The 19643-nt window shown below is 32.8% G+C and carries 19 protein-coding genes; 4 read left to right on the forward strand and 15 right to left on the reverse strand.

Annotated elements, in window-relative coordinates:
• The first annotated feature begins 9 nt into the window (after positions 1–9).
• Positions 10–2301: a family 20 glycosylhydrolase gene (locus tag NYQ10_RS03115; protein WP_289878849.1), complete on the forward strand. Its 2292-nt coding sequence runs from the start codon at positions 10–12 to the stop codon at positions 2299–2301.
• Positions 2302–2588: 287 nt separating this feature from the next.
• Here the strand turns inward: NYQ10_RS03115 and NYQ10_RS03120 are convergent, their stop codons facing one another.
• The 3 genes from NYQ10_RS03120 to NYQ10_RS03130 are packed head-to-tail and all read right to left on the reverse strand — an operon-like array spanning position 2589 to position 6064.
• Positions 2589–3335: a succinate dehydrogenase/fumarate reductase iron-sulfur subunit gene (locus NYQ10_RS03120; RefSeq protein ID WP_091494507.1), complete on the reverse strand. Its 747-nt coding sequence runs from the start codon at positions 3333–3335 to the stop codon at positions 2589–2591.
• 51 nt (positions 3336–3386) lie between these two features.
• A complete protein-coding gene (locus NYQ10_RS03125) occupies positions 3387–5387 on the reverse strand; it encodes a fumarate reductase/succinate dehydrogenase flavoprotein subunit (protein ID WP_289878850.1) in 2001 nt (666 codons plus the stop codon).
• Between the two features lie 11 nt (positions 5388–5398).
• Positions 5399–6064 carry a succinate dehydrogenase cytochrome b subunit gene (locus NYQ10_RS03130; RefSeq protein ID WP_229355577.1) on the reverse strand — a complete coding sequence of 222 codons (666 nt, stop codon included), beginning with the start codon at positions 6062–6064 and terminating at the stop codon, positions 5399–5401.
• Positions 6065–6419: 355 nt separating this feature from the next.
• Between NYQ10_RS03130 and NYQ10_RS03135 the strand changes: the two genes are divergently transcribed.
• Positions 6420–7781 carry a hydroxymethylglutaryl-CoA synthase family protein gene (locus tag NYQ10_RS03135; RefSeq protein WP_289878851.1) on the forward strand — a complete coding sequence of 454 codons (1362 nt, stop codon included), beginning with the start codon at positions 6420–6422 and terminating at the stop codon, positions 7779–7781.
• A gap of 74 nt (positions 7782–7855) precedes the next feature.
• Here NYQ10_RS03135 and NYQ10_RS03140 read toward each other — a convergent pair whose 3' ends face one another.
• From NYQ10_RS03140 to NYQ10_RS03180, 9 genes are all read right to left on the reverse strand, one after another.
• Positions 7856–9211 (reverse strand): hypothetical protein, encoded by a 1356-nt coding sequence (locus NYQ10_RS03140; protein WP_289878852.1) that lies wholly within the window; start codon positions 9209–9211, stop codon positions 7856–7858.
• Positions 9208–9363, reverse strand: coding sequence for a hypothetical protein (locus NYQ10_RS03145; RefSeq protein ID WP_289878853.1), 156 nt, complete (start codon positions 9361–9363; stop codon positions 9208–9210). The genes NYQ10_RS03140 and NYQ10_RS03145 overlap by 4 nt, the downstream gene beginning before the upstream one ends.
• Positions 9364–9420: 57 nt before the next feature.
• Positions 9421–10479: a hypothetical protein gene (locus NYQ10_RS03150; RefSeq protein WP_289878854.1), complete on the reverse strand. Its 1059-nt coding sequence runs from the start codon at positions 10477–10479 to the stop codon at positions 9421–9423.
• Positions 10480–10607: 128 nt separating this feature from the next.
• Positions 10608–10790: a hypothetical protein gene (locus NYQ10_RS03155; RefSeq protein ID WP_289878855.1), complete on the reverse strand. Its 183-nt coding sequence runs from the start codon at positions 10788–10790 to the stop codon at positions 10608–10610.
• Positions 10791–10849: 59 nt separating this feature from the next.
• Positions 10850–11221, reverse strand: coding sequence for a hypothetical protein (locus NYQ10_RS03160; protein WP_289878856.1), 372 nt, complete (start codon positions 11219–11221; stop codon positions 10850–10852).
• A gap of 202 nt (positions 11222–11423) precedes the next feature.
• Positions 11424–11993, reverse strand: a complete 570-nt coding sequence (locus NYQ10_RS03165; protein WP_289878857.1) for a hypothetical protein — start codon at positions 11991–11993, stop codon at positions 11424–11426.
• Positions 11994–12095: 102 nt separating this feature from the next.
• A complete protein-coding gene (locus NYQ10_RS03170; protein ID WP_289878858.1) occupies positions 12096–12836 on the reverse strand; it encodes a LytTR family DNA-binding domain-containing protein in 741 nt (246 codons plus the stop codon).
• On the reverse strand, positions 12836–13273 hold the full coding sequence (locus NYQ10_RS03175) for a GNAT family N-acetyltransferase (protein ID WP_289878859.1): 438 nt from the start codon (positions 13271–13273) through the stop codon (positions 12836–12838). The genes NYQ10_RS03170 and NYQ10_RS03175 overlap by 1 nt, the downstream gene beginning before the upstream one ends.
• A gap of 56 nt (positions 13274–13329) precedes the next feature.
• Positions 13330–13629, reverse strand: coding sequence for a hypothetical protein (locus NYQ10_RS03180; protein WP_289878860.1), 300 nt, complete (start codon positions 13627–13629; stop codon positions 13330–13332).
• A gap of 472 nt (positions 13630–14101) precedes the next feature.
• On the opposite strand from NYQ10_RS03180, the gene NYQ10_RS03185 reads away from it, so the two are divergent.
• Positions 14102–15394, forward strand: coding sequence for an aminopeptidase P family protein (locus NYQ10_RS03185; RefSeq protein WP_289878861.1), 1293 nt, complete (start codon positions 14102–14104; stop codon positions 15392–15394).
• A 347-nt stretch (positions 15395–15741) separates the two neighbouring features.
• On the opposite strand, the gene NYQ10_RS03190 is transcribed toward NYQ10_RS03185, so the two are convergent.
• Positions 15742–16260 (reverse strand): ferritin, encoded by a 519-nt coding sequence (locus NYQ10_RS03190; protein WP_289878862.1) that lies wholly within the window; start codon positions 16258–16260, stop codon positions 15742–15744.
• An 89-nt stretch (positions 16261–16349) separates the two neighbouring features.
• A complete protein-coding gene (locus tag NYQ10_RS03195; protein WP_289878863.1) occupies positions 16350–16706 on the reverse strand; it encodes a hypothetical protein in 357 nt (118 codons plus the stop codon).
• A gap of 178 nt (positions 16707–16884) precedes the next feature.
• Here NYQ10_RS03195 and NYQ10_RS03200 point away from each other — a divergent pair, with 178 nt between their 5' ends.
• Entirely contained in the window at positions 16885–17688 is an 804-nt protein-coding gene (locus tag NYQ10_RS03200; protein WP_289878864.1) for a TIGR00266 family protein, read from the forward strand.
• A 94-nt stretch (positions 17689–17782) separates the two neighbouring features.
• Here the strand turns inward: NYQ10_RS03200 and NYQ10_RS03205 are convergent, their stop codons facing one another.
• Entirely contained in the window at positions 17783–19642 is a 1860-nt protein-coding gene (locus NYQ10_RS03205) for a RagB/SusD family nutrient uptake outer membrane protein (protein ID WP_289878865.1), read from the reverse strand.
• Position 19643 lies beyond the last annotated feature (1 nt).

A 19643-nucleotide genomic window follows, 5' to 3' on the forward strand; every position in this document is an offset into this window, starting at 1 on the left:
TTTTCAATTATGAAAAAATTCCTTTTTCTATTTTTCTTTCTTTCTTTTTTAAATGGAAATGCTCAAAATTCCCAACAAAACAATTCTATAATTCCAACTCCAAATTTGTATAAATTAACAGGAGATAATATTCGCATAAATGGAAAAGTTCAAGTCAGTTTTGCGAATAAAAATCATAGTGAAAAGGAATTAAAATCGGCAAAAATTTTAGAATCAGCTTTCAATTCTTCAAACAATTCTAAGAAATCAAATATTAAAATTGAGTTTAATTCAGATGTAAATTTCAAATCCAAAGAAGGCTATAAAATCGAAATTACTTCGAACAAAATTTCAGTTTCGGGGAAAGAAGAAGGACTTTTTTATGCTGTTCAAACTTTATTACAGCTTCTTCCAAACAAAATTTCGAGCGAAATAAAATTACCGTGCGTAATTATAGAAGACCAACCGCGATATTCTTACCGAGGCTTGCATTTAGACGTTTGCCGTCATTTTTTCTCTGTTGCTGTTATAAAAGATTTTATTGCACAAATGGCTAGTTATAAATTAAATAATTTTCATTGGCATTTAACCGACGATCAAGGTTGGCGAATTGAGATTAAAAAATATCCAAAACTGACTGAAGTGGGCTCCAAAAGAGCGCAGACTTTAGTGGGGAATAAATTCGAAAGATCTCCATTTTTTTTCGACGGAAATCCATATGGAGGATTTTATACTCAGGAGGAAATCAAAGAAGTGGTAAAATTTGCCGAGGCTAATTATGTGAATGTTATTCCAGAAATAGAAATGCCAGGTCATGCTTCTGCGGCAGTTACAGCTTATCCAAATTTGGCTTGTTTTCCAGATCGAAATTATAAAGTTGTAGAATCGTGGGGCGTTTTTGAAGATGTTTTTTGTGCAGGAAAAGACGAAACTTTTACTTTTTTAGAAGATGTTTTGACAGAAGTTATGGCATTATTTCCGAGTAAAAATATTCATGTTGGCGGAGACGAATGTCCGAAAACGAGATGGAAAGTTTGTCCGAATTGTCAAAAAAGAATCAAAGATTTAGGCTTGAAAGATGAGCATGAACTTCAAAGTTATTTCATTAAAAGAATCGAAAAATTCCTGAACGCAAATGGAAGACAGGTTTTTGGTTGGGATGAAATTCTAGAAGGCGGACTCGCACCAAATGCAGCCGTTATGTCTTGGCGTGGAGAATCGGGCGGAATTCACGCTGCAAAACTGAAACATCCTGTTGTAATGACTCCAGAACAAACAGTTTATTTTGATTATAATCAAGGTTATTCGCCAAATGAACCGCTTACAGTTGGAAGATTAAGTACTTTAGAGAAAGTTTACAATTACAATCCAACTCTGGTTGACAGCTTATCTGTCGAAGAACAAAAATATATTATTGGAGTCCAAGCCAATCTTTGGTCGGAATATTTGACAAGTCCAGCAAAATTAAATTATATGCTTTATCCGAGAATTTTCGCTTTAGCAGAAATTGCCTGGACAGAAACTCCGAATAAAAATTACAATCATTTTATTCAAAATCAACTTCCGTATCATTTAGAAAAATTAGAATTACAAGATCGATTGTATAAAGTTCCGACACCTTTTGGTTCTGATGAAACAGCTTTAATCACATCAAAATATATTTTAGATTTAAAACCAACCATTAAAAATGGAAAAATCTTTTATACGATTGATGGATACAATCCTGATGAAACAGCAAATTTGTTCCAAAACCCTGTAACAATAAATATTCCAAAAGGAGAATATCGAATTATCAAAACAATTCAAATCAGCGAAAGCGGCAAAAAAAGTTCCATCAATAAAATCATTGTTCGAAATCCAGATTTAAAATCTGCTTTGGCAATTCAGCCGAAAAAAAATGGTTTGAAATACGAATATTTTATAGGAACATTTAAGCAGGTTCAGGATTTAGAACTTGCAAAACCTGTGAATTCAGGAATTTTAGAAGGTAAAATCAGCGCTGAAAAATGGAAAACGAAATTAGAGCCATACATCGGCTTAAAATTTAACGGATACATCTTTATTCCAGAAACAGAAAATTATATTTTTTCAACCCTTTCAGATGATGGATCAAAGCTTTTTATCGACGATGAATTAATTGTAGATAATGATGGTATTCATTGGATGAACGAAGCTTATGGCGCTGTTAAATTGGAAAAAGGATTTCACAAACTCAACATCAGTTATTTTGACTCAACTGGCGGTACAGTTTTAAATTGTTTTATTCAGAAAGAAGGAAAAGAAAAACAAGAAATTAGCGCGTCGCAACTGTATTACGAATAGAAAACAAAAAAGGAATTGTAAAAGGATAGTTCTTTTAATTGAATAGAACATTATCCCATTCACAAGACCCTAGAAAGATGTAAAATATTTATAGAATTTTAATAGAGAATATAAAAAAGCTCCAGGGGTGCGACATGTTTTTTACAATTTCAATATATGTCGCTCCGCTGGAGCTTTAAGTTGTAAACGTTTATTCTTTGCTATAAATATTGAGCTTCTCCGAAGCTTATAAAAAAAAGAGCTGTCTTTTTGAGACAACTCTTTTTTAATTTTATATAAAAGATAAATTAACCTTTTAAACTTGCCGCTAAATATTCGCGGTTCATACGTGCGATATTTTCAAGTGAAATTCCTTTTGGACATTCGATTTCACAAGCTCCTGTATTTGTACAGTTTCCGAAACCTTCTAAATCCATTTGGTGAACCATGTTTAATACACGATCAACAGCCTCAACTTTACCTTGTGGCAATAATGCATATTGAGAAACTTTTGCAGAAACAAATAACATTGCTGAAGAGTTTTTACAAGTTGCAACACAAGCTCCACAACCAATACAAGCAGCTGCATCGAATGATTTATCTGCATCGTCTTTGTTGATTGGAATAGTATTCGCATCGATTGTATTTCCTGAAGTATTTACAGAGATAAATCCTCCTGCATGTTGAATTCTGTCAAAAGAACTTCTATCAACAACTAAATCTTTAATTACTGGGAAAGCTTTTGCTCTAAATGGCTCGATAAAAATTGTATCACCATCTTTAAACATACGCATGTGTAACTGACAAGTTGTAACACCTCTGTCTGGTCCGTGCGCTTCACCGTTGATGAATAAAGAACACATTCCGCAGATTCCTTCACGACAATCGTGATCGAATGCTACTGGCTCTTCTCCTTTGTTGATTAGTCCTTCGTTAAGAACATCTAACATTTCAAGGAAAGACATATCTGGTTCGATTCCATCGATAGGATATTCTACAATCCCTCCTTTATCTTGAGCGTTTTTTTGACGCCATATTTTTAATGTAAGTTTCATTTTGTATAAGTATTAAGTATTAAGAAAAAAGTATCAAGACTTTTCTAAATACTATTTATAGCTTCTTTGAACTAATTTAATGTTTTCGTAATTAAGAGGTTCTTTGTGTAATACTGCATCACTTGGTTTTCCTTTGTATTCCCAAGCTGCAACGTATGCAAAGTTATCATCATCACGAAGTGCTTCTCCTTCTTCTGTTTGGTATTCCTCACGGAAGTGACCTCCACAAGATTCATTACGGTGTAAAGCATCTTTAGCGAACAATTCTCCTAATTCTAAGAAATCGGCAACACGAGTCGCTTTTTCTAATTCCTGATTAAATTCGTAAGCGCTTCCAGGAACTTTCACATCTTTATAAAACTCTTCACGTAAAGCAGCAATTTCTTCGATAGCCTCAGTTAAACCTTTAGCGTTACGAGCCATTCCAACTTTATTCCACATGATTTTTCCAAGTTTTTTGTGGAAATAATCTACAGAATGTTTACCGTTGTTATTGATAAATTTATTGATTTGATCTACAACCGCTTTTTCAGCTTCAACGAATTCTGGCAAGTCTGTAGAAATTGTTCCCATTTTAATATCTGGAGCTAAATAATCTCCGATAGTATATGGCAATACGAAATATCCGTCAGCTAAACCTTGCATCAAAGCAGAAGCTCCAAGTCTGTTTGCTCCGTGATCAGAGAAGTTAGATTCTCCAATTGAGAAACATCCAGGAATTGTAGTCATTAAGTTATAATCAACCCAAGTTCCTCCCATTGTGTAGTGAACCGCTGGGTAAATCATCATTGGCGTTACATAAGGATCTTCGTCAACAATCTTCAAGTACATTTGGAATAAGTTTCCGTATTTACTTTTCACGATATCAGTTCCTAATTTAGTAACTAAAGCTTTATCATTTTCATTCAATCCTTTTACGTGAGCAGCTTCTTTTCCGTAACGTTCGATAGCCGCTGCAAAATCAAGATAAACTGCTTCTCCAGTTTTGTTAACACCAAAACCAGCATCACATCTTTCTTTTGCCGCACGAGACGCAACGTCACGAGGAACTAAGTTACCAAAAGCAGGATATCTTCTTTCTAAGAAATAATCTCTTTCTTCTTCAGATAAATCAATTGCTTTTTTTCTTCCTTCACGAATTGCTTGAGCATCTTCTAATTTTGCAGGAACCCAAATACGACCATCATTACGTAAAGATTCAGACATCAAAGTCAATTTAGACTGGTGATCTCCTGAAACCGGAATACATGTTGGGTGAATTTGCGTATAACAAGGATTTGCGAAAAACGCTCCTTTTTTATGAATTTTCCAAGCTGCTGTTGCGTTACTTCCCATAGCATTTGTTGAAAGGAAAAATACGTTTCCGTATCCTCCAGAACCAATTACTACTGCGTGAGCAGAATGTCTTTCTATTTTTCCTGTGATTAAGTCACGAGCGATAATACCTCTCGCTTTTCCGTTCACGATTACAATGTCAAGCATTTCGTGACGGTTGTACATTTTGATTTTTCCACGACCAATCTGACGGTTCATTGCAGAATAAGCTCCTAACAATAATTGCTGTCCAGTTTGTCCTTGTGCGTAAAATGTACGAGAAACCAAAGTTCCTCCAAAAGAACGGTTATCCAAAAGTCCTCCATATTCACGAGCCAATGGCACCCCTTGAGCCACACATTGGTCAATAATATTTGCAGAAACCTCAGCCAAACGGTGAACGTTTGCCTCACGTGCACGATAGTCACCTCCTTTTACAGTATCGTAGAACAATCTGTAAACTGAGTCACCATCACCTTTATAATTTTTTGCTGCGTTGATACCCCCTTGTGCTGCAATAGAGTGCGCACGACGTGGAGAATCTTGAAAGCAGAATGCTTTTACGTTATATCCTAATTCAGCCAAAGTAGCTGCTGCTGAACCTCCAGCCAAACCTGTACCAACAACTATAATATCTAAATTACGTTTGTTAGCAGGGTTTACTAAATTAATATGATCTTTATAATTTGTCCATTTGTCCGCTATAGGACCATTTGGAATTTTTGAATCTAATGCCATTATAATTTATATTAATTATTGAAATGATGAAATAAAGCGATTATTACGAAAAGAGCTGGAACTACAACTGCAAATCCGTAACCTACTTTTGCTAAAAATCTAGAGTATTTGTTGTGCATCCCTACAGATTGAAGAGAAGATGCGAACCCGTGCCATAAGTGAAACCCTAAAAGAATGAAAGACACACAGTATAAAGCTGTACGGATTGGGTCGTGAAATTTGTGAACTAACTCACCATAATATCTTGTAGCATCTGGCGCTGTACCAGCTATATATTTGTAGCTAACTTCAGGAAACCAGAAATCATAAAAGTGCAATCCTAAGAAAGCTAAAATAACCAATCCAGAAATAATCATATTTCTAGAACTCCAAGAAGCGTTTGCAGCTCCGTTGTATTTAGCGTAAGCAATTGGTCTTGCCGCGCTGTTTTGTGCTGTAAGTACAAATCCCATTACGAAATGGAAAATTACTCCAAATGCCAAAACTGGCTGCATTACATACTGAATCAGCGGATTGTATCCCATAAAGTGAGAAGCTTCATTGAAAACGTCTTCACTAAGAATAGAAATAAAATTTAAGGAAACATGCAGCGCTAAAAACGTGATTAAGAATATTCCCGAAAGAGCCATAGCCACTTTCTTTAAGATGGAAGCATTCAACTGTGCAGATTGTGCCATAAGTGTTAAGTAGTTTGTTTTAAAAAATTAGACAAAAATAACTCAATTACAAAAGAACTACAACCATTTCGCTGTTATTTATAATGATTTTAAAATAGCGCATTACTAAGTATTTTTACGTACAAAAATTAAATTCATTAAAAATAATTTAGTATAAAATTTTTAAGAACCTGCTTCTTAAGCCTTAAAATCAAAATGGCACTCTAAGTAGATTAGGAAATTTTTATCATATTGTTATTTTATTCAAAGTTTTGATTTGTTTTCTTTAAAAGTTTCATCGCACATAAATTTTGTCTGAGTAAAAAATTGTCATTCCACAACATAGTTTTACCTTTAGCCGCTCAAAAAAATAAGAATGAAAACAGGAATTGATGCTATTTCTTTTGACGTAGCAAACATACATTTACCCATAAAAACTTTGGCGGTTGCCAGAAATATTGAACCAGAAAAATTAGAAAAAGGTCTTGGCTTACTAAAAATGACTTTTCCAGACGTTCATCAAGACGCTGTTGTTTTTGGAGCAAATGCTTTAACCAAACTTATTACTGACAATAAAATTGACTTAAAAGAAATCAGCAGAATCTATGTTGGTACTGAAAGTGGAATTGACAGTTCTAAACCAATTGCTTCTTATTTAATTAGTTTAATGGAGCAAAAATTTGGCGAAGATTCTTTAGCAGAATGCGATGTTGTAGATTTTACTTTTGCTTGTATTGGCGGCGTTGACGCGATGCAAAATTGTCTTGATTTCGTTAAACTAAATCCAAACAAAAAAGCAATTGTAGTTACTTCTGATTTTGCAAAATATGATTTAAACTCAGGCGGAGAATACACACAAGGTGCTGGAGCTGTTGCCATGTTAATTACTGCAAACCCAAAAATTATTGCTTTTGATGATAATTGGGCAACAAGCACAAAAGGTGTTTTTGACTTTTTCAAACCATACAGAACGATTTCTAAAGAAGAAATTACTCAAAATTCTAACAACGATTCTTGGTTTGACAATTTAGAAGCCGAAATTGAAATCCATAAAGATCAGCCGGTTTTTGACGGACAATATTCAAACCAATGTTATATGGATCGTACGCGAAATGCGTATTTTTCATTCAAAAAATTAAAAAATACAACCGAAACTTTATATAACACTTGGCATAGCATCGTGATGCACTTGCCATATTCTTTTCAGGGAAGAAGAATGTTATCTGAAATCTATGCTTTAGATAGTGCCGAAAAAATTATTGCGGATGATATTGCACCTGCAGATTATCAAACAAAAATTAAAGAAGTGGCAAAATCTGAAGATTACAGAAGTTTTGTAACCGAGAAATTACAGCCTGCAGAATTGGCTTCTTCATTAATTGGAAACCTTTATACAGGTTCCATTTTCATGGGATTATTATCGACTCTTGCTCATTTTTATGACACAAATAAAGAAGTTGCTGGAACTAAATTTGGTTTCTTAGCTTACGGAAGCGGATCGAAATCGAAAGTTTTTGAAGGAATGATTCAGCCAGAATGGAAATCGGCATTAGAAAATGTAAAACTTTTCGAAAACTTAGCCGAAAGCGTAGAAATTGATTTCAACACTTACGAAAGTCTTCACAAAAAAGAACAAAAACAAAGCGTCAGAACTCCGAAAAACGAATGGGTATTAGATAGAATTGAAAAAGAAATTCCAGTTTTGATTGGGGCTAGATATTATAAATGGGTGGAATAAAAAATTAAACCCAATTTTTGAAAACCCAAATTCCAAATATAAACCGAAGTTTAAATAGCTTCGGTTTTTTTTATTTAATCATTTTCTTTTACGTCGTAATGCTCTTTTATTTCAAGCAAGATTTTGTGCACAGCTCTTATATTCCTCTCCTTCTCTCTTCTTGCCCAAAAACCATAAATCCATACTGTTGTTAATTGAGTACTATATAAGTTCTCTCCATTTCTATCAGCATTTTTCTTAATTAGCTGTAAAACTGCTGGTGAAACATAAGGCTGAATCTTTCTATAGTAAAGCATAGGATGTTTTCCAGAAGGAATCATACTATCGTAAATATTTTCCAGAACCTTCATATTTGGATCTAACGCATCAATATCGTCATAACTTTTAATAAGAGCATCTACTAATAAATTCAAATTGGAGTCGTAATAAACTTTATTGGATATAAAAGCATAAATTAAAGGACGGTAATTCTGAAATGTATCTTCAAGATTTCTTGAATTATATCGAACCATTTTAATTTTATCAAGAATTCCATAAAAATTATTTGAATGAAGTCCCATTTGAATTGATCTTCTAATTTCCATAAAAGACTGGGCTTTTTTCAGCTTCAAAAAATCTGATAAGAAAACCCTAAGAAAACCTTGTGTTTCATGCCAATTATCATCATTAAATATTCCTTTAGAATCAATTTCTTTTTCTATTTCAGGATAACTAAAATCTTTAATGCCATAATAATCATCTTCATAATCTCTAACTTTATCAAGTTCTTGACGAATAGTCAAACTATCTATTGCAAAACTATCTACAACAGCATAGGCAGTATCAGTCCTCATTACAGTTGCTTCTTCTACTTCAGGAATTGTATTTAAAGAGTCTACTACTTCGGCAGAATACTGCAACTTTAACAGATTGTTTAATCCGATAAATAAAGAGACTCCAAAAATAAGCAGTGAAAGAAAAATCATTAAACCTCCAAGCAATGGACTCACTTCATTAACAGATTTTTTTATCTTCAAAAGAAGACCAACAATAAAACTTGCAGTAAATGCAATTCCTAAAAAAACAGAAAAACGTATTCCGAAACCGTCAAAACCCTTTATACCGATTTTTAAATTCAGAATTACACAAACAAGAGAAAAAATAAATACAATGGCACTGAAAATTACATTTGCAAAAAAACAATTGCTCCAAAATTTATCTTCGCCATTTTTTAAATTTTCGCTAGAATCAGAATTAATAATAACTATTATCAATCGCTGAATTAGTATTGAAATTCCTAATATAAGAAAAAGAGAAAAACCAATTAAAAGTAAAGGAATTTTTGAAATTACAACAAAGTCAATACCGTATTGTAAATTATAAAATAAAAACACAACAACGATTAGCACGAAAAACTGAACTATTAAAATTGTCTTATAAGATTTTATCATTCTTCAGAATTTTGATCGTAATGCTGTTTTATCTCCTTTAAAATCATACGAACTTTTTTTATATTTCCTTCATTATGCCTTCTGGCCCAAAAACCATAGAACCACATCAAATCTGATTCTATATAATAAGTATAGCTGGCTGAAGTTTCCAAGTCTCTAATTTTTTGAATTGTCACTGGAGAAAAATAATTTTGAAATTCATAAAAGTATTAGTCCTGAGATGATCTATACTCATGATCAGCTCCCATTACCCGATAAATTTCAATTAATTTGTCGTCTTGATTTCCTATATCATCATAAGCCAATAATAATCCATTCACGATTTTATCAAACTTAGCTGCGAGATAGGTTTCTTTAGATACTGCGCTATAGAGCACTGGTCTATACATTTCAAATTCTGAATAAAGCTGATCTGGATTATTTCTTAAACCATCAATGAATTGCAAAAGGTAATGGTCATTTTCTCTATCATAACCTTTCTGGCTGTATTCTATCGATTTTCTAACAGTAAAAAGATCTTGCTCGCCTTCGGTTCCTCCCCATTCTTTAATTAAAGAAATCCAAGAGTTATACAACAAAGTTGCATCATCACTTTCTTCATCGTTTTCTTCATTTTCAACATAATTTTCTGGGCTTTCCTCTAGATTTGTTGAAATTATTTTTTCGTTCTTAGTCAATTTATAACTTTCAGATGCTTCATGAAATTTTCCCATAAAAAGAACATCGCCAAAAACTGAAGCGCCAATAATAAAAAAGCTAAAAATTAGACAAATTACAGCAAGTGGTTTAGTGATTTTCCAATTGATTCCAGCTGCTAAAAAAAACGAAGCCGTTACCAGACTGATCACAACAACAAGCAGAGCTCTTAAAACTATTGAGCCGTAAAAGAGTATTGGCTGATCTATAACGATAGGCTCTTCACGAGAAATTACTGCAGAAAAAACAGCAATTGCAACAATGAAGAATACATTACAGTAAAATGCAAATTTCCAAAAATTCTGTTGGCGTTTTATTTTTAAAATCTGTGTTTCATCTTCTTGCGTAATATTTTCTTGTTTTGAAAACAAACCAAAAACTGCGAGAACCAAACCGATTCCAAAAATTAGCAGCGGAACTGCATATCCATAATTAAATTCAAACGGATGAAGCTGTCTGATTCTAAGTGTTTTTTGTTCTCTGAAATTTGACACGATTAAAATACCTAATAAAAGAATAGGAACAAATTGAAGCAGTAAAACGTTTTTAAAAAACCTGGAGTTTTTATTCATATTAAGATGTAATAACGCATGTAAGAATTTGCTCAAAACTATTAAAAAAAGTTTTAACATTTACTGTCTGTTTTTTATTTTTTGATTAAAAACAGACAGTATTTTCATTTGAAACAAAAAATTAAAAATCAATCCTTTTTATGCTGTTCTGTATAATTTTGATTGCCTTTAATTCTTGTATCTTCCGTATGCATTCCGTTTGCCATTCCTAACATAAAGGCTGTAATTATAATGATAAATTTTCTTTTTATCCAATGAAAAAGTGGTCGTTTAGATTGCTCCAAACGAGAATTATTATTTTGTTTATACATTTTGAAAATGATAAATGATTAGACATTATTATTTCATCTATGCTTAGAAATAAATTTTCTTAAGCGCTGTATAAACTTTTATTGAAGTGTTTTGAAGTGATTATTTCATTTATAAAAATAGATTGATTTATAAACGAAGTAAGTTTTTGATAAAGTAAATTTTGAAGTTTCAGCAATTTTTTAATTTGAAAAGTAAAGACATTTTCGGTTTTAAGAAAATTCAAAACAATCGAAAATCTTATTTCATTCCAGGAAACAGCTTGTCCGAATTTATATAAACGAGAATTTTCAAGATTTAATTCCCTTCTTAAAATTACAAATGAAGATTGATAATATTCTGCTGATTTAGATTGAGAATATAAAGTACCGTCAGCCACAATCAAGACAAAAGTCAGAAAGAGTGCAATTAAGTATTTTATATGTTTTTTCAATCTTTTAAGTTTAGATTATGGAACGAAAATACAACTTTCAAATAAAAACAAAAAAATCGCTTCGATTTCCACATAGTTTGTCATTTCGAGGAACGAGAAATCTCCGCGAGTAACTCTACAAAGATTGGCAACGTTCTGTACGGAGCTTCTTGCGGAGATTTCTCGTTCCTCGAAATGACAAGATTGGAGAAAATCACGATTTTTAAAAATTCGCCTTACTCAATTGCGTTCCCTCTTCCTTTTTAAAAAGCAACAATCCCAACCCTAAAACAAAAATGAAACAGCTTAAAAACATCCAAATTCCGTTCTTCAAAATAAAAAAAGAAAATCCCACAGCGATCGAACCAATAATCACCATTAAAGATTTTACCATTTCTTTCTTTATAAAAGAAAAAGCATGAATTGCTAAACCAACAAAAAGTAGAGACGGACTGACAGCCACAAATGGATAAAAAATTAATGGTGAAATTGTAATTTGATGGCTTAATGCTTCTTTTGCAATTTCGTTATTTCCGTAACTCGACATTATAAAATCGATTGTGCAAAGTCCGATATGCGCAACAACACCAAAAGTTGTCAAAACCGAAGCCACTTTATTAATCCTGGTTTTTGGAAATGCATCATTAAAAGACACTAATAAACAAGCTCCGATTAAATTAAACCAATGCGCAAAATCTATCGATTCGCTAAGACTTGGTAAAAGGTTTGAAAAGAATAAATAACTGATCAGAAAAAATAGTAATCCGATAAGGCAAAAATGTTTTGTTTTCATAATTTGTTTTAAAGATTGATGAAACAAAACTAAAATGAAAATTTACCTTAAAGCCTTATTTTATTGACTTAGGTACGAAATGTATTGTTTTAGGTATAAAATTTACAAAGCCAATAAATCTTCTTTGTAATTTCTAGACACGGGAAGTTCAATTTGAGTCAAAATGATTGTATTGGAGTTTCTCCAAGATTTAAAATGCATTGGGTTTATTAAATGGGAACGATGAATCTGCATTAAAAAATCAAAATCATCCTGAACTTTTTTAAGCGAAGAACGAATTAGTTTAGAATGAAGTTTTCCGTTTTCGATATAAAAAATCTCCACATAATTTTGTGCATTCGAAATACAGACTAAATCGGCTTTGTTGATTTTTAAGACATCTAATCTGTTTTCTCCTTTAAATAATAAAACATCATCTTTTACGGGAATTAATTTGATCAAATATCTTCTTGCCAGAATAATTACCGGAGTTAAAATCAAAGCAACTTTTATAAATATCGCCGAAAAGAATTCTAAAAAACTATATCCGCCATTTAAAATTGGACTTTTGTAAAAGACAAAAACTCCAATTAAATAAAGTATATAAAAAAGAAAAATGGCAATTATTTCTAAAGTTACATTCCATTTTCCTATTCTTTTGTAAAAGTTTTTTTGAATAAAAGCTAAAAGACCATAACAGAAAAATGCCATTACACTAAATCCAAAACTGATTAAAAACCAAGCTCTGAAATTTATAGTTCCGTCATCAAAGGGTTTTACAATGAAAGCAAAAACAAAAAGCCATAAACCAATCAGTAAACCGACTAGAAGATTATGTTTTATGGAAATGTTTAGTTGTTTCATTACTTATAAATCGTAAACTTATTATGACTCAAAGTAAAACCAAGATTTTCATAAATCGCTACATTTTCTACTCTTTTTTTATTTGTCGTTACTTCGATACTTTTTAAATTATTCTCTTCTGCAAAATTCAAAATTTCATTTATTAATAATCTTCCAACGCCTTGACCACGATATTTTTGTTGAATAAAAAACTCTTGGATTTCTCCAACTAATCCGCAATGATGGAGAAGGTTTTGTGTATGAAAACTAATAAATCCTAAACCTTCATTTTCGTTTTCGGCGATGAGATAAAGATTTTTTGGGTTTGAAATATTTTCATTGAAGATTGTTTTGAAAACTTCAAAATCTAAAACTTCGTTTTCGAGTTCGCATATTGATTTGTAGACGAAGTTTAGGTCTTGGTTTTCAATCTTTCTTATTTTGAATTTTGAGTTCATAAAACATATTGTTGCGAAAAAGGATTAAAAACCTACCTCTATAATTAGGTTAAATTTTATTTGTACTTTAAGAATAAAACCAATACTGCAATTAGTATGTGAATAATCGTAATTACTGATAAAGTTTTTATCTTATCAAATGCTTTATCATACAAAAGTCCATAAACAGGAAATTGTATTAAAGCGAAAAAGTAAAAAAGAAATTCGACTTCAACTGATAGAAAAACAGATGCCCAAGGAAATAAAACAATAAGTTGTTCTGTAAATCCGTGACCACCTCCAGAAATAATTATTGATGCAATTAAAATCATTGGTGTAGCTACACTCAAATTAATTGTCCATTTATATTTTGACATTCTCTTAATTTCATTAGTTTTTCTAAACCGAAAATAAGAATTAAAACGATACTATTCTGAATAATCAAAACATCTTTGAACCTTTCCTTTCTTTTGAAACCGTCTGCGTGAGGGATAGAGGCGGCATCCTTTTATGCAGCGGAGCGGAATAAAAGATATAGCCGAAAGCCCGATTCGCCACGGCGAACACGCCCAAATTAAGATTCTGAGATTCTAAGGTGCTAAGTTGCTAAGATTTTTCCAATCTTTGTCGAGTTACTTCCGAAGATTTCTCTCCCGAAGCCTCGGGATCGAAATGACAAGATTATATAGAAGCTTTGCGAACCTTACGTAAACCATAGCGCTCTTTGCGGTTAAATCAACACCAAAAAACTAGAACCAAAACAAATAAGAAAACTTTAATAAAATCAATTATACGTCATTACTTCAAATTCACTAATTTTGAAATTCGAAGTTCAAAAACGAAATAATTATGAAATATCATCAAATAAACAGCGCTCTTTTTGTAAAAAACCGCAGAAAGTTCATGGCTGAAATGAAACCTAACTCTGTTGCAATATTCAATTCAAACGACATTTATCCAATTAGTGCCGACAGTACTTTGCCATTTGCACAACATAGAGATATTTTTTATCTGAGCGGTGTAGATCAGGAAGAAAGCGTTTTGCTTTTGTTTCCAGATGCGCCTTACGAAAGTCAAAGAGAAATTCTTTTTTTAAGAGAAACCAACGATCATATTGCAGTTTGGGAAGGTGAAAAACTTACTAAAGAACGTGCTTTTCAGGTTTCTGGAATTAGAACGGTTTATTGGTTACAAGATTTTCATAAAGTTTTGAACGAAATGATGACGTATGCCGATACAATGTACATCAATACAAATGAACATTACCGTGCAACTGTTGAAACTGAAACTCGCGAAGCACGTTTTGTAAAATGGTGGAAAGAGCGTTATCCAGCACACAACGTAGCAAAAAGCAACCCAATTTTACAAAGACTTCGTTCTGTAAAAGAAAGCGAAGAAATCGATATGATTCAACACGCTTGTGATATTACAGAAAAAGGTTTCCGCAGATTATTGGGATTCGTAAAACCAAATGTTACAGAATACGAAATCGAAGCTGAATTGGCTCACGAATTCATCCGTAACCGTTCTAAAGGCTTTGCTTACACACCAATTATCGCTTCTGGAAACAATGCAAATGTTTTACATTATATCGAAAACAATCAGCAATGTAAAGCTGGAGATTTGATTTTGTTAGACGTTGCGGCTGAATACGCTAATTATTCTAGTGACATGACAAGAACAATTCCAGTTTCTGGTCGTTTTTCAGATCGTCAAAAAGCGGTTTATAATGCTGTTTTAAGAGTTAAAAATGAAGCTACAAAAATGTTGACTCCAGGAACACTTTGGAAACAATATCACGTTGAAGTGGGTAAAATCATGACTTCAGAATTGCTTGGTTTAGGTTTATTAGACAAAGCCGATGTTCAGAACGAAAATCCAGAATGGCCAGCTTACAAAAAATATTTCATGCACGGAACTTCTCACCACATGGGACTTGATACGCACGATTACGGATTACTCCACGAACCAATGAAACCAAATATGGTTTTCACGGTTGAGCCAGGAATTTATATTCCGGCAGAAAAATTCGGAATTCGTTTAGAAGATAATGTTGTGGTTCAGGAAAAAGGAGAACCTTTCAACTTAATGAGAAATATTCCTGTTGAAGTTGATGAGATTGAAACTTTGATGAATGAATAAATAAAAAGAGGCTGTCCAATATTTTTGGACAGCCTCTTTGGCTTTTATAGCTCTGTTTATTAAGCCCCTGCGGGGCAAAATATTTATAGAATTTAATTCCGTAAATAAAAAAAGCTCCAGAGGAGCGACATATAATATTGTAAAAAAAAACATATGTCGCTCCGCCGGAGCTTTGATAAAAATAACATATAAAATTTCTATAAATATTTCGCTTCTCCGAAGCTGATTTATAAACCAAAAAAGGTTCCAAAAAACTTATCCTTTTAAAACCATTTACCAATATGTAAACAATAAAAAAGCCCTTAATAAATTATTAAGGGCTTTTTTAAAATTTATAAATCGGTTAATTATCCGATTTTTGCTATTTGCACATCCAACTGGAATTTTCCGTCAGGTGCGTTTTCGTTGATCAATTCAAAAAGCTCTAAAGCTCTTCTTGCATTTTTCTCTTCTTCTCTTTGCTCAGCAACGTACCACATCATAAAATCTTCTGTAGCATAATCGTTTTCAGCTCTACATTTAGCGATTACTTTATTAATAGCTTGAGTAACTGCAATTTCGTTTTGCAAAGCAATTTCAAATACTTCTCTTAAAGAAGCAAATTCTTGCTGCACTTCTGGAACAGATGGCGTAACTGCAATCCCTCCCATATCTGTAATATATTTGAAAACTTTTAGGAAATGCTCTCTTTCTTCTTCGGCTTGCTTGTACAAATAAGATGCTGTATTTGCATAACCGTTTCTATCTAACCATGCAGCCATAGCTAAATATTTGTTAGAAGCGTCACTTTCTAATTTTGCCTGTAAGTTCAATATATTTTCTACACCTTCAACTAATGAAGTACGTGTTCTAAGTAAATCTTTCATAACCTTTAATTTTTATACGTGTAAAATTACTAAAATTAAAGGAGACTGCTCTAACTGCCTGAAAATTTGGATTTAATCTAAGTAAGAATCTAAATAAGCTCTACGTTTGCAATATTGCAAAGCATAGAATGTAAGTTGAGTGTAAATTTTGTTCCGTTTAATAAATCTCTAAGTTGCACTATTTCGCAAATGGTAAGATTTCTGGAAAAATTTCTTTTAGTAGTTTCAATCAATTGCGCATCAGATTGATCAGATAAGTCATAAAGCATATTGAGAATGTCAACGCTATTAACCTTTCTTTGAAAAATCAAAAAATCCTGAATCTTATAACTTGACACTGTATCAACAAAATTGATGATTATACTATTGGTCAAATCACATTGATAACTGTATCCTTTTTCGGTTTCAAATAATACTTTGGTGGTCAAATCACTAATTAATGCCATTCTGATAAAATATATAACGGTGCAAAAATATATAATTTAAAGTAATTAAACACATAATTAAGACTAATTTAAAATAACAAAATTTGTTTATGTTATTAAAAACATGTTAAGTACAATAAAAACTGTAACATTCTAAGGCATCATTAGTCTAATTTCGAAAACAAATAACTAAGAAATTATGCAAGCACACGAAATAGATTATCAGATTTTTGGAGAAGAAATGCAATATGTGGAAATAGAATTGGATCCACAGGAAATTGTAATTGCCGAAGCAGGGAGTTTTATGATGATGGAAAACAATATCCAAATGGAAACTATATTTGGAGACGGTTCTCAACAACAAGGTTCCGGTTTATTTGGAAAACTTTTAAGTGCAGGAAAAAGAGTTCTTACTGGAGAAAGCTTGTTTATGACAGCATTCTTAAACCAAGGCAACAGTAAAAGCAAAGTTTCGTTTGCATCGCCTTATCCTGGAAAAATTCTTCCGATAGACTTAACAGAATTTCAAGGTAAATTTATCTGTCAAAAAAGTTCTTTCTTATGCGCTGCCAAAGGTGTTTCTGTTGGAATAGAATTTTCTCAGAAACTAGGACGAGGCTTATTTGGCGGTGAAGGTTTTATAATGCAGAAAATTGAAGGAGACGGAATGGCATTTGTACATTCTGGCGGAACAATGGCTAAAAAAGTATTGGGTCACGGCGAAGTCCTAAAAGTAGATACTGGCTGTATCATTGGTTTTACCAAAGATGTAGATTATGATATTGAATTTATTGGCGGAATCAAGAATTCAATTTTTGGCGGCGAAGGATTATTTTATGCTACTTTAAAAGGTCCAGGAACAGTTTACATACAATCATTACCTTTTTCACGATTAGCAGATCGAATTATTGCTTCGGCACCAAGATCGGGCGGAAACAGCCGTGAAGAAGGAAGCCTTCTTGGCGGATTAGGAAATCTTTTGGATGGTGATAATCGATTTTAATTTATAGAATGGCTTTCAGAAACGTGAGCCATTTTTTTATAAAAAAGAAGGGCAGATCTTTCGACCTGCCCTAAAACACCTAACCAAAAGTGTTCTAATATCCGTTATTACCAAATTCTTTGGAGTTTGAAATTGCATCCAAAAATGATCTCGGAATTGGTCTAACTATATGTTTACCATCAACAAAGTTTGCTCCCGCGATTGGAGTTGTCTGATCTAAGTATGTCTTAGTTAATTTTCCTGTACGCTTTAAGTCAATCCATCTTGTGTGTTCTCCAGACAATTCTCTTGCTCTTTCTTTTAAAATAAAATCAATATTCATCTGCCCGCTTGATACTAGCATTTCACTTTCTCTAGACGTTATCGCCGCCCTTTTTCTTAAAGTATTTACATAACCTAAAGCTTTCGTTTGATTATTATCGTTTAAAATAGCAGCTTCTGCAGCAATCAAATAGACTTCACCCAAACGAATAATAGGAATATCACCTAACCAATATTGATTGCTCTGACAATATAATGCGGCAGAAAATTTTCGCATAGCAGGAAACATATTAATAAGATTGGGATCGTTTGGATACATCGCTGGATCTTTATATTTATTTGTTCCAGGTTCGAAAATATCGCTTGGATCTGCCACAAGTACCGGCATTTTACTTTTCACAACTGGATCAATATTCCAGTTTGGAGTAAATACAGCCAAACCTTCATCATTATTCATATTAATTTGCTCTTCGATTCTTTGCGAATAAAAATTAATCGTTGGAAGTGCCTGAGCTAAAGTAGTTTTAATTGTATACCCTACAACAGAAGCATCTTTTTTATAAGCAGTAGCCATTTGTTGCGTAATTGTTTTATTTGCTGCTGCATAAAACTTAAACGTAAAAGTTTCTGCAAAACGAGTATCTGCTGGCGATGGCACTGGCGAAAAGATTTCGGTCAACAAATATTTACTTGGCTTTAGCATTCTGCTGTTGGCTCTTCCATAAAGAATACTAGTTGCTCCAGCTCCCCATTCTGCTCCTCTAGTTGCTAGATCTGGCAAATAATATTGTCTTGTTCTTCCTCGGTTGAAACCTTCCGGATTAAGTCCTCCAGGATCAATTCCTTGTGTAAACAAAAACTCTGTGTTTTTCTTGTTGTTGTTTCCATCCCAAAGTTTCTTGAATCCTGAACTTGTGTTATCGCTTAGATACAAAGCTGTATTGTATTTTCCAGCATTATTAATTAGTTCTTCAGCAGTTTCTAATGCCAATTTAGCGTATTCTGAAACCTCTCCTAATCTTGTTCTTTGCAAATAAACTTTAGCCAATAATCCATAAGCCGCTTTTTTGGCAACTCGTCCTTGTAAAGTCTGCTGAACTGGAAGATGCAGACAGGCAAATTTTAAATCTTCGATAATTAAATCGTAAAATTCTTTTTCAGAACTGCGAACTGGCGCGTTGTCTGCTCCTTCAATAATAGACGATTTTGTTCTTAAAACAACTCCTCCAAATTGCTCCACTAAAATGAAATTACTAAAAGCTCTTAAAAAATAAGCTTCGGCCAATTTGGCATTCAATTCTTCTGGAGAAGCATAACCTTTAACATCTTTTGAATAATAAATTGCCGTATTGCATAGATTTATTGTAGTATATGCCGTTCCCCAAATCACTTTAATATTTCCATCATCTGGATTTAACTGACTGGCGTATTGTGCATAACCAATTCCGCTAGTGCTTACATTTTCCCAAGAATCTGTTCCTGCTTCTGTTGGCGCTATATAATCTACTTTTCCGTGAAGGAAATAAAGATTCTCGTAACAACTATTAATTAATCCTTCAAATCCTGGCCTTTCACTATAAGACTTATCTAAAGAAACAGTGGTCAGGTTTTTTTCGTCTAAGCTGCATGATTGTAATCCAACCATAAAAGACATTAAGACAATTGCTGATTTTAAATTTATATACTTTTTCATG

The sequence above is a fragment of the Flavobacterium johnsoniae genome (assembly GCF_030388325.1).
GTDB lineage: Bacteria > Bacteroidota > Bacteroidia > Flavobacteriales > Flavobacteriaceae > Flavobacterium > Flavobacterium johnsoniae_C.

Coding starts and splice junctions, on each gene's coding strand:
- NYQ10_RS03155 (WP_289878855.1), bottom strand. CDS start 10,790: ATGTATAAACAAAATAATAATTCTCGTTTGGAGCAATCTAAACGACCA.
- NYQ10_RS03185 (WP_289878861.1), top strand. CDS start 14,102: ATGAAATATCATCAAATAAACAGCGCTCTTTTTGTAAAAAACCGCAGA.
- NYQ10_RS03175 (WP_289878859.1), bottom strand. CDS start 13,273: ATGAACTCAAAATTCAAAATAAGAAAGATTGAAAACCAAGACCTAAAC.
- NYQ10_RS03165 (WP_289878857.1), bottom strand. CDS start 11,993: ATGAAAACAAAACATTTTTGCCTTATCGGATTACTATTTTTTCTGATC.
- NYQ10_RS03135 (WP_289878851.1), top strand. CDS start 6,420: ATGAAAACAGGAATTGATGCTATTTCTTTTGACGTAGCAAACATACAT.
- NYQ10_RS03115 (WP_289878849.1), top strand. CDS start 10: ATGAAAAAATTCCTTTTTCTATTTTTCTTTCTTTCTTTTTTAAATGGA.
- NYQ10_RS03195 (WP_289878863.1), bottom strand. CDS start 16,706: ATGGCATTAATTAGTGATTTGACCACCAAAGTATTATTTGAAACCGAA.
- NYQ10_RS03180 (WP_289878860.1), bottom strand. CDS start 13,629: ATGTCAAAATATAAATGGACAATTAATTTGAGTGTAGCTACACCAATG.
- NYQ10_RS03150 (WP_289878854.1), bottom strand. CDS start 10,479: ATGAATAAAAACTCCAGGTTTTTTAAAAACGTTTTACTGCTTCAATTT.
- NYQ10_RS03190 (WP_289878862.1), bottom strand. CDS start 16,260: ATGAAAGATTTACTTAGAACACGTACTTCATTAGTTGAAGGTGTAGAA.
- NYQ10_RS03120 (WP_091494507.1), bottom strand. CDS start 3,335: ATGAAACTTACATTAAAAATATGGCGTCAAAAAAACGCTCAAGATAAA.
- NYQ10_RS03205 (WP_289878865.1), bottom strand. CDS start 19,642: ATGAAAAAGTATATAAATTTAAAATCAGCAATTGTCTTAATGTCTTTT.
- NYQ10_RS03140 (WP_289878852.1), bottom strand. CDS start 9,211: ATGATAAAATCTTATAAGACAATTTTAATAGTTCAGTTTTTCGTGCTA.
- NYQ10_RS03130 (WP_229355577.1), bottom strand. CDS start 6,064: ATGGCACAATCTGCACAGTTGAATGCTTCCATCTTAAAGAAAGTGGCT.
- NYQ10_RS03125 (WP_289878850.1), bottom strand. CDS start 5,387: ATGGCATTAGATTCAAAAATTCCAAATGGTCCTATAGCGGACAAATGG.
- NYQ10_RS03170 (WP_289878858.1), bottom strand. CDS start 12,836: ATGAAACAACTAAACATTTCCATAAAACATAATCTTCTAGTCGGTTTA.
- NYQ10_RS03200 (WP_289878864.1), top strand. CDS start 16,885: ATGCAAGCACACGAAATAGATTATCAGATTTTTGGAGAAGAAATGCAA.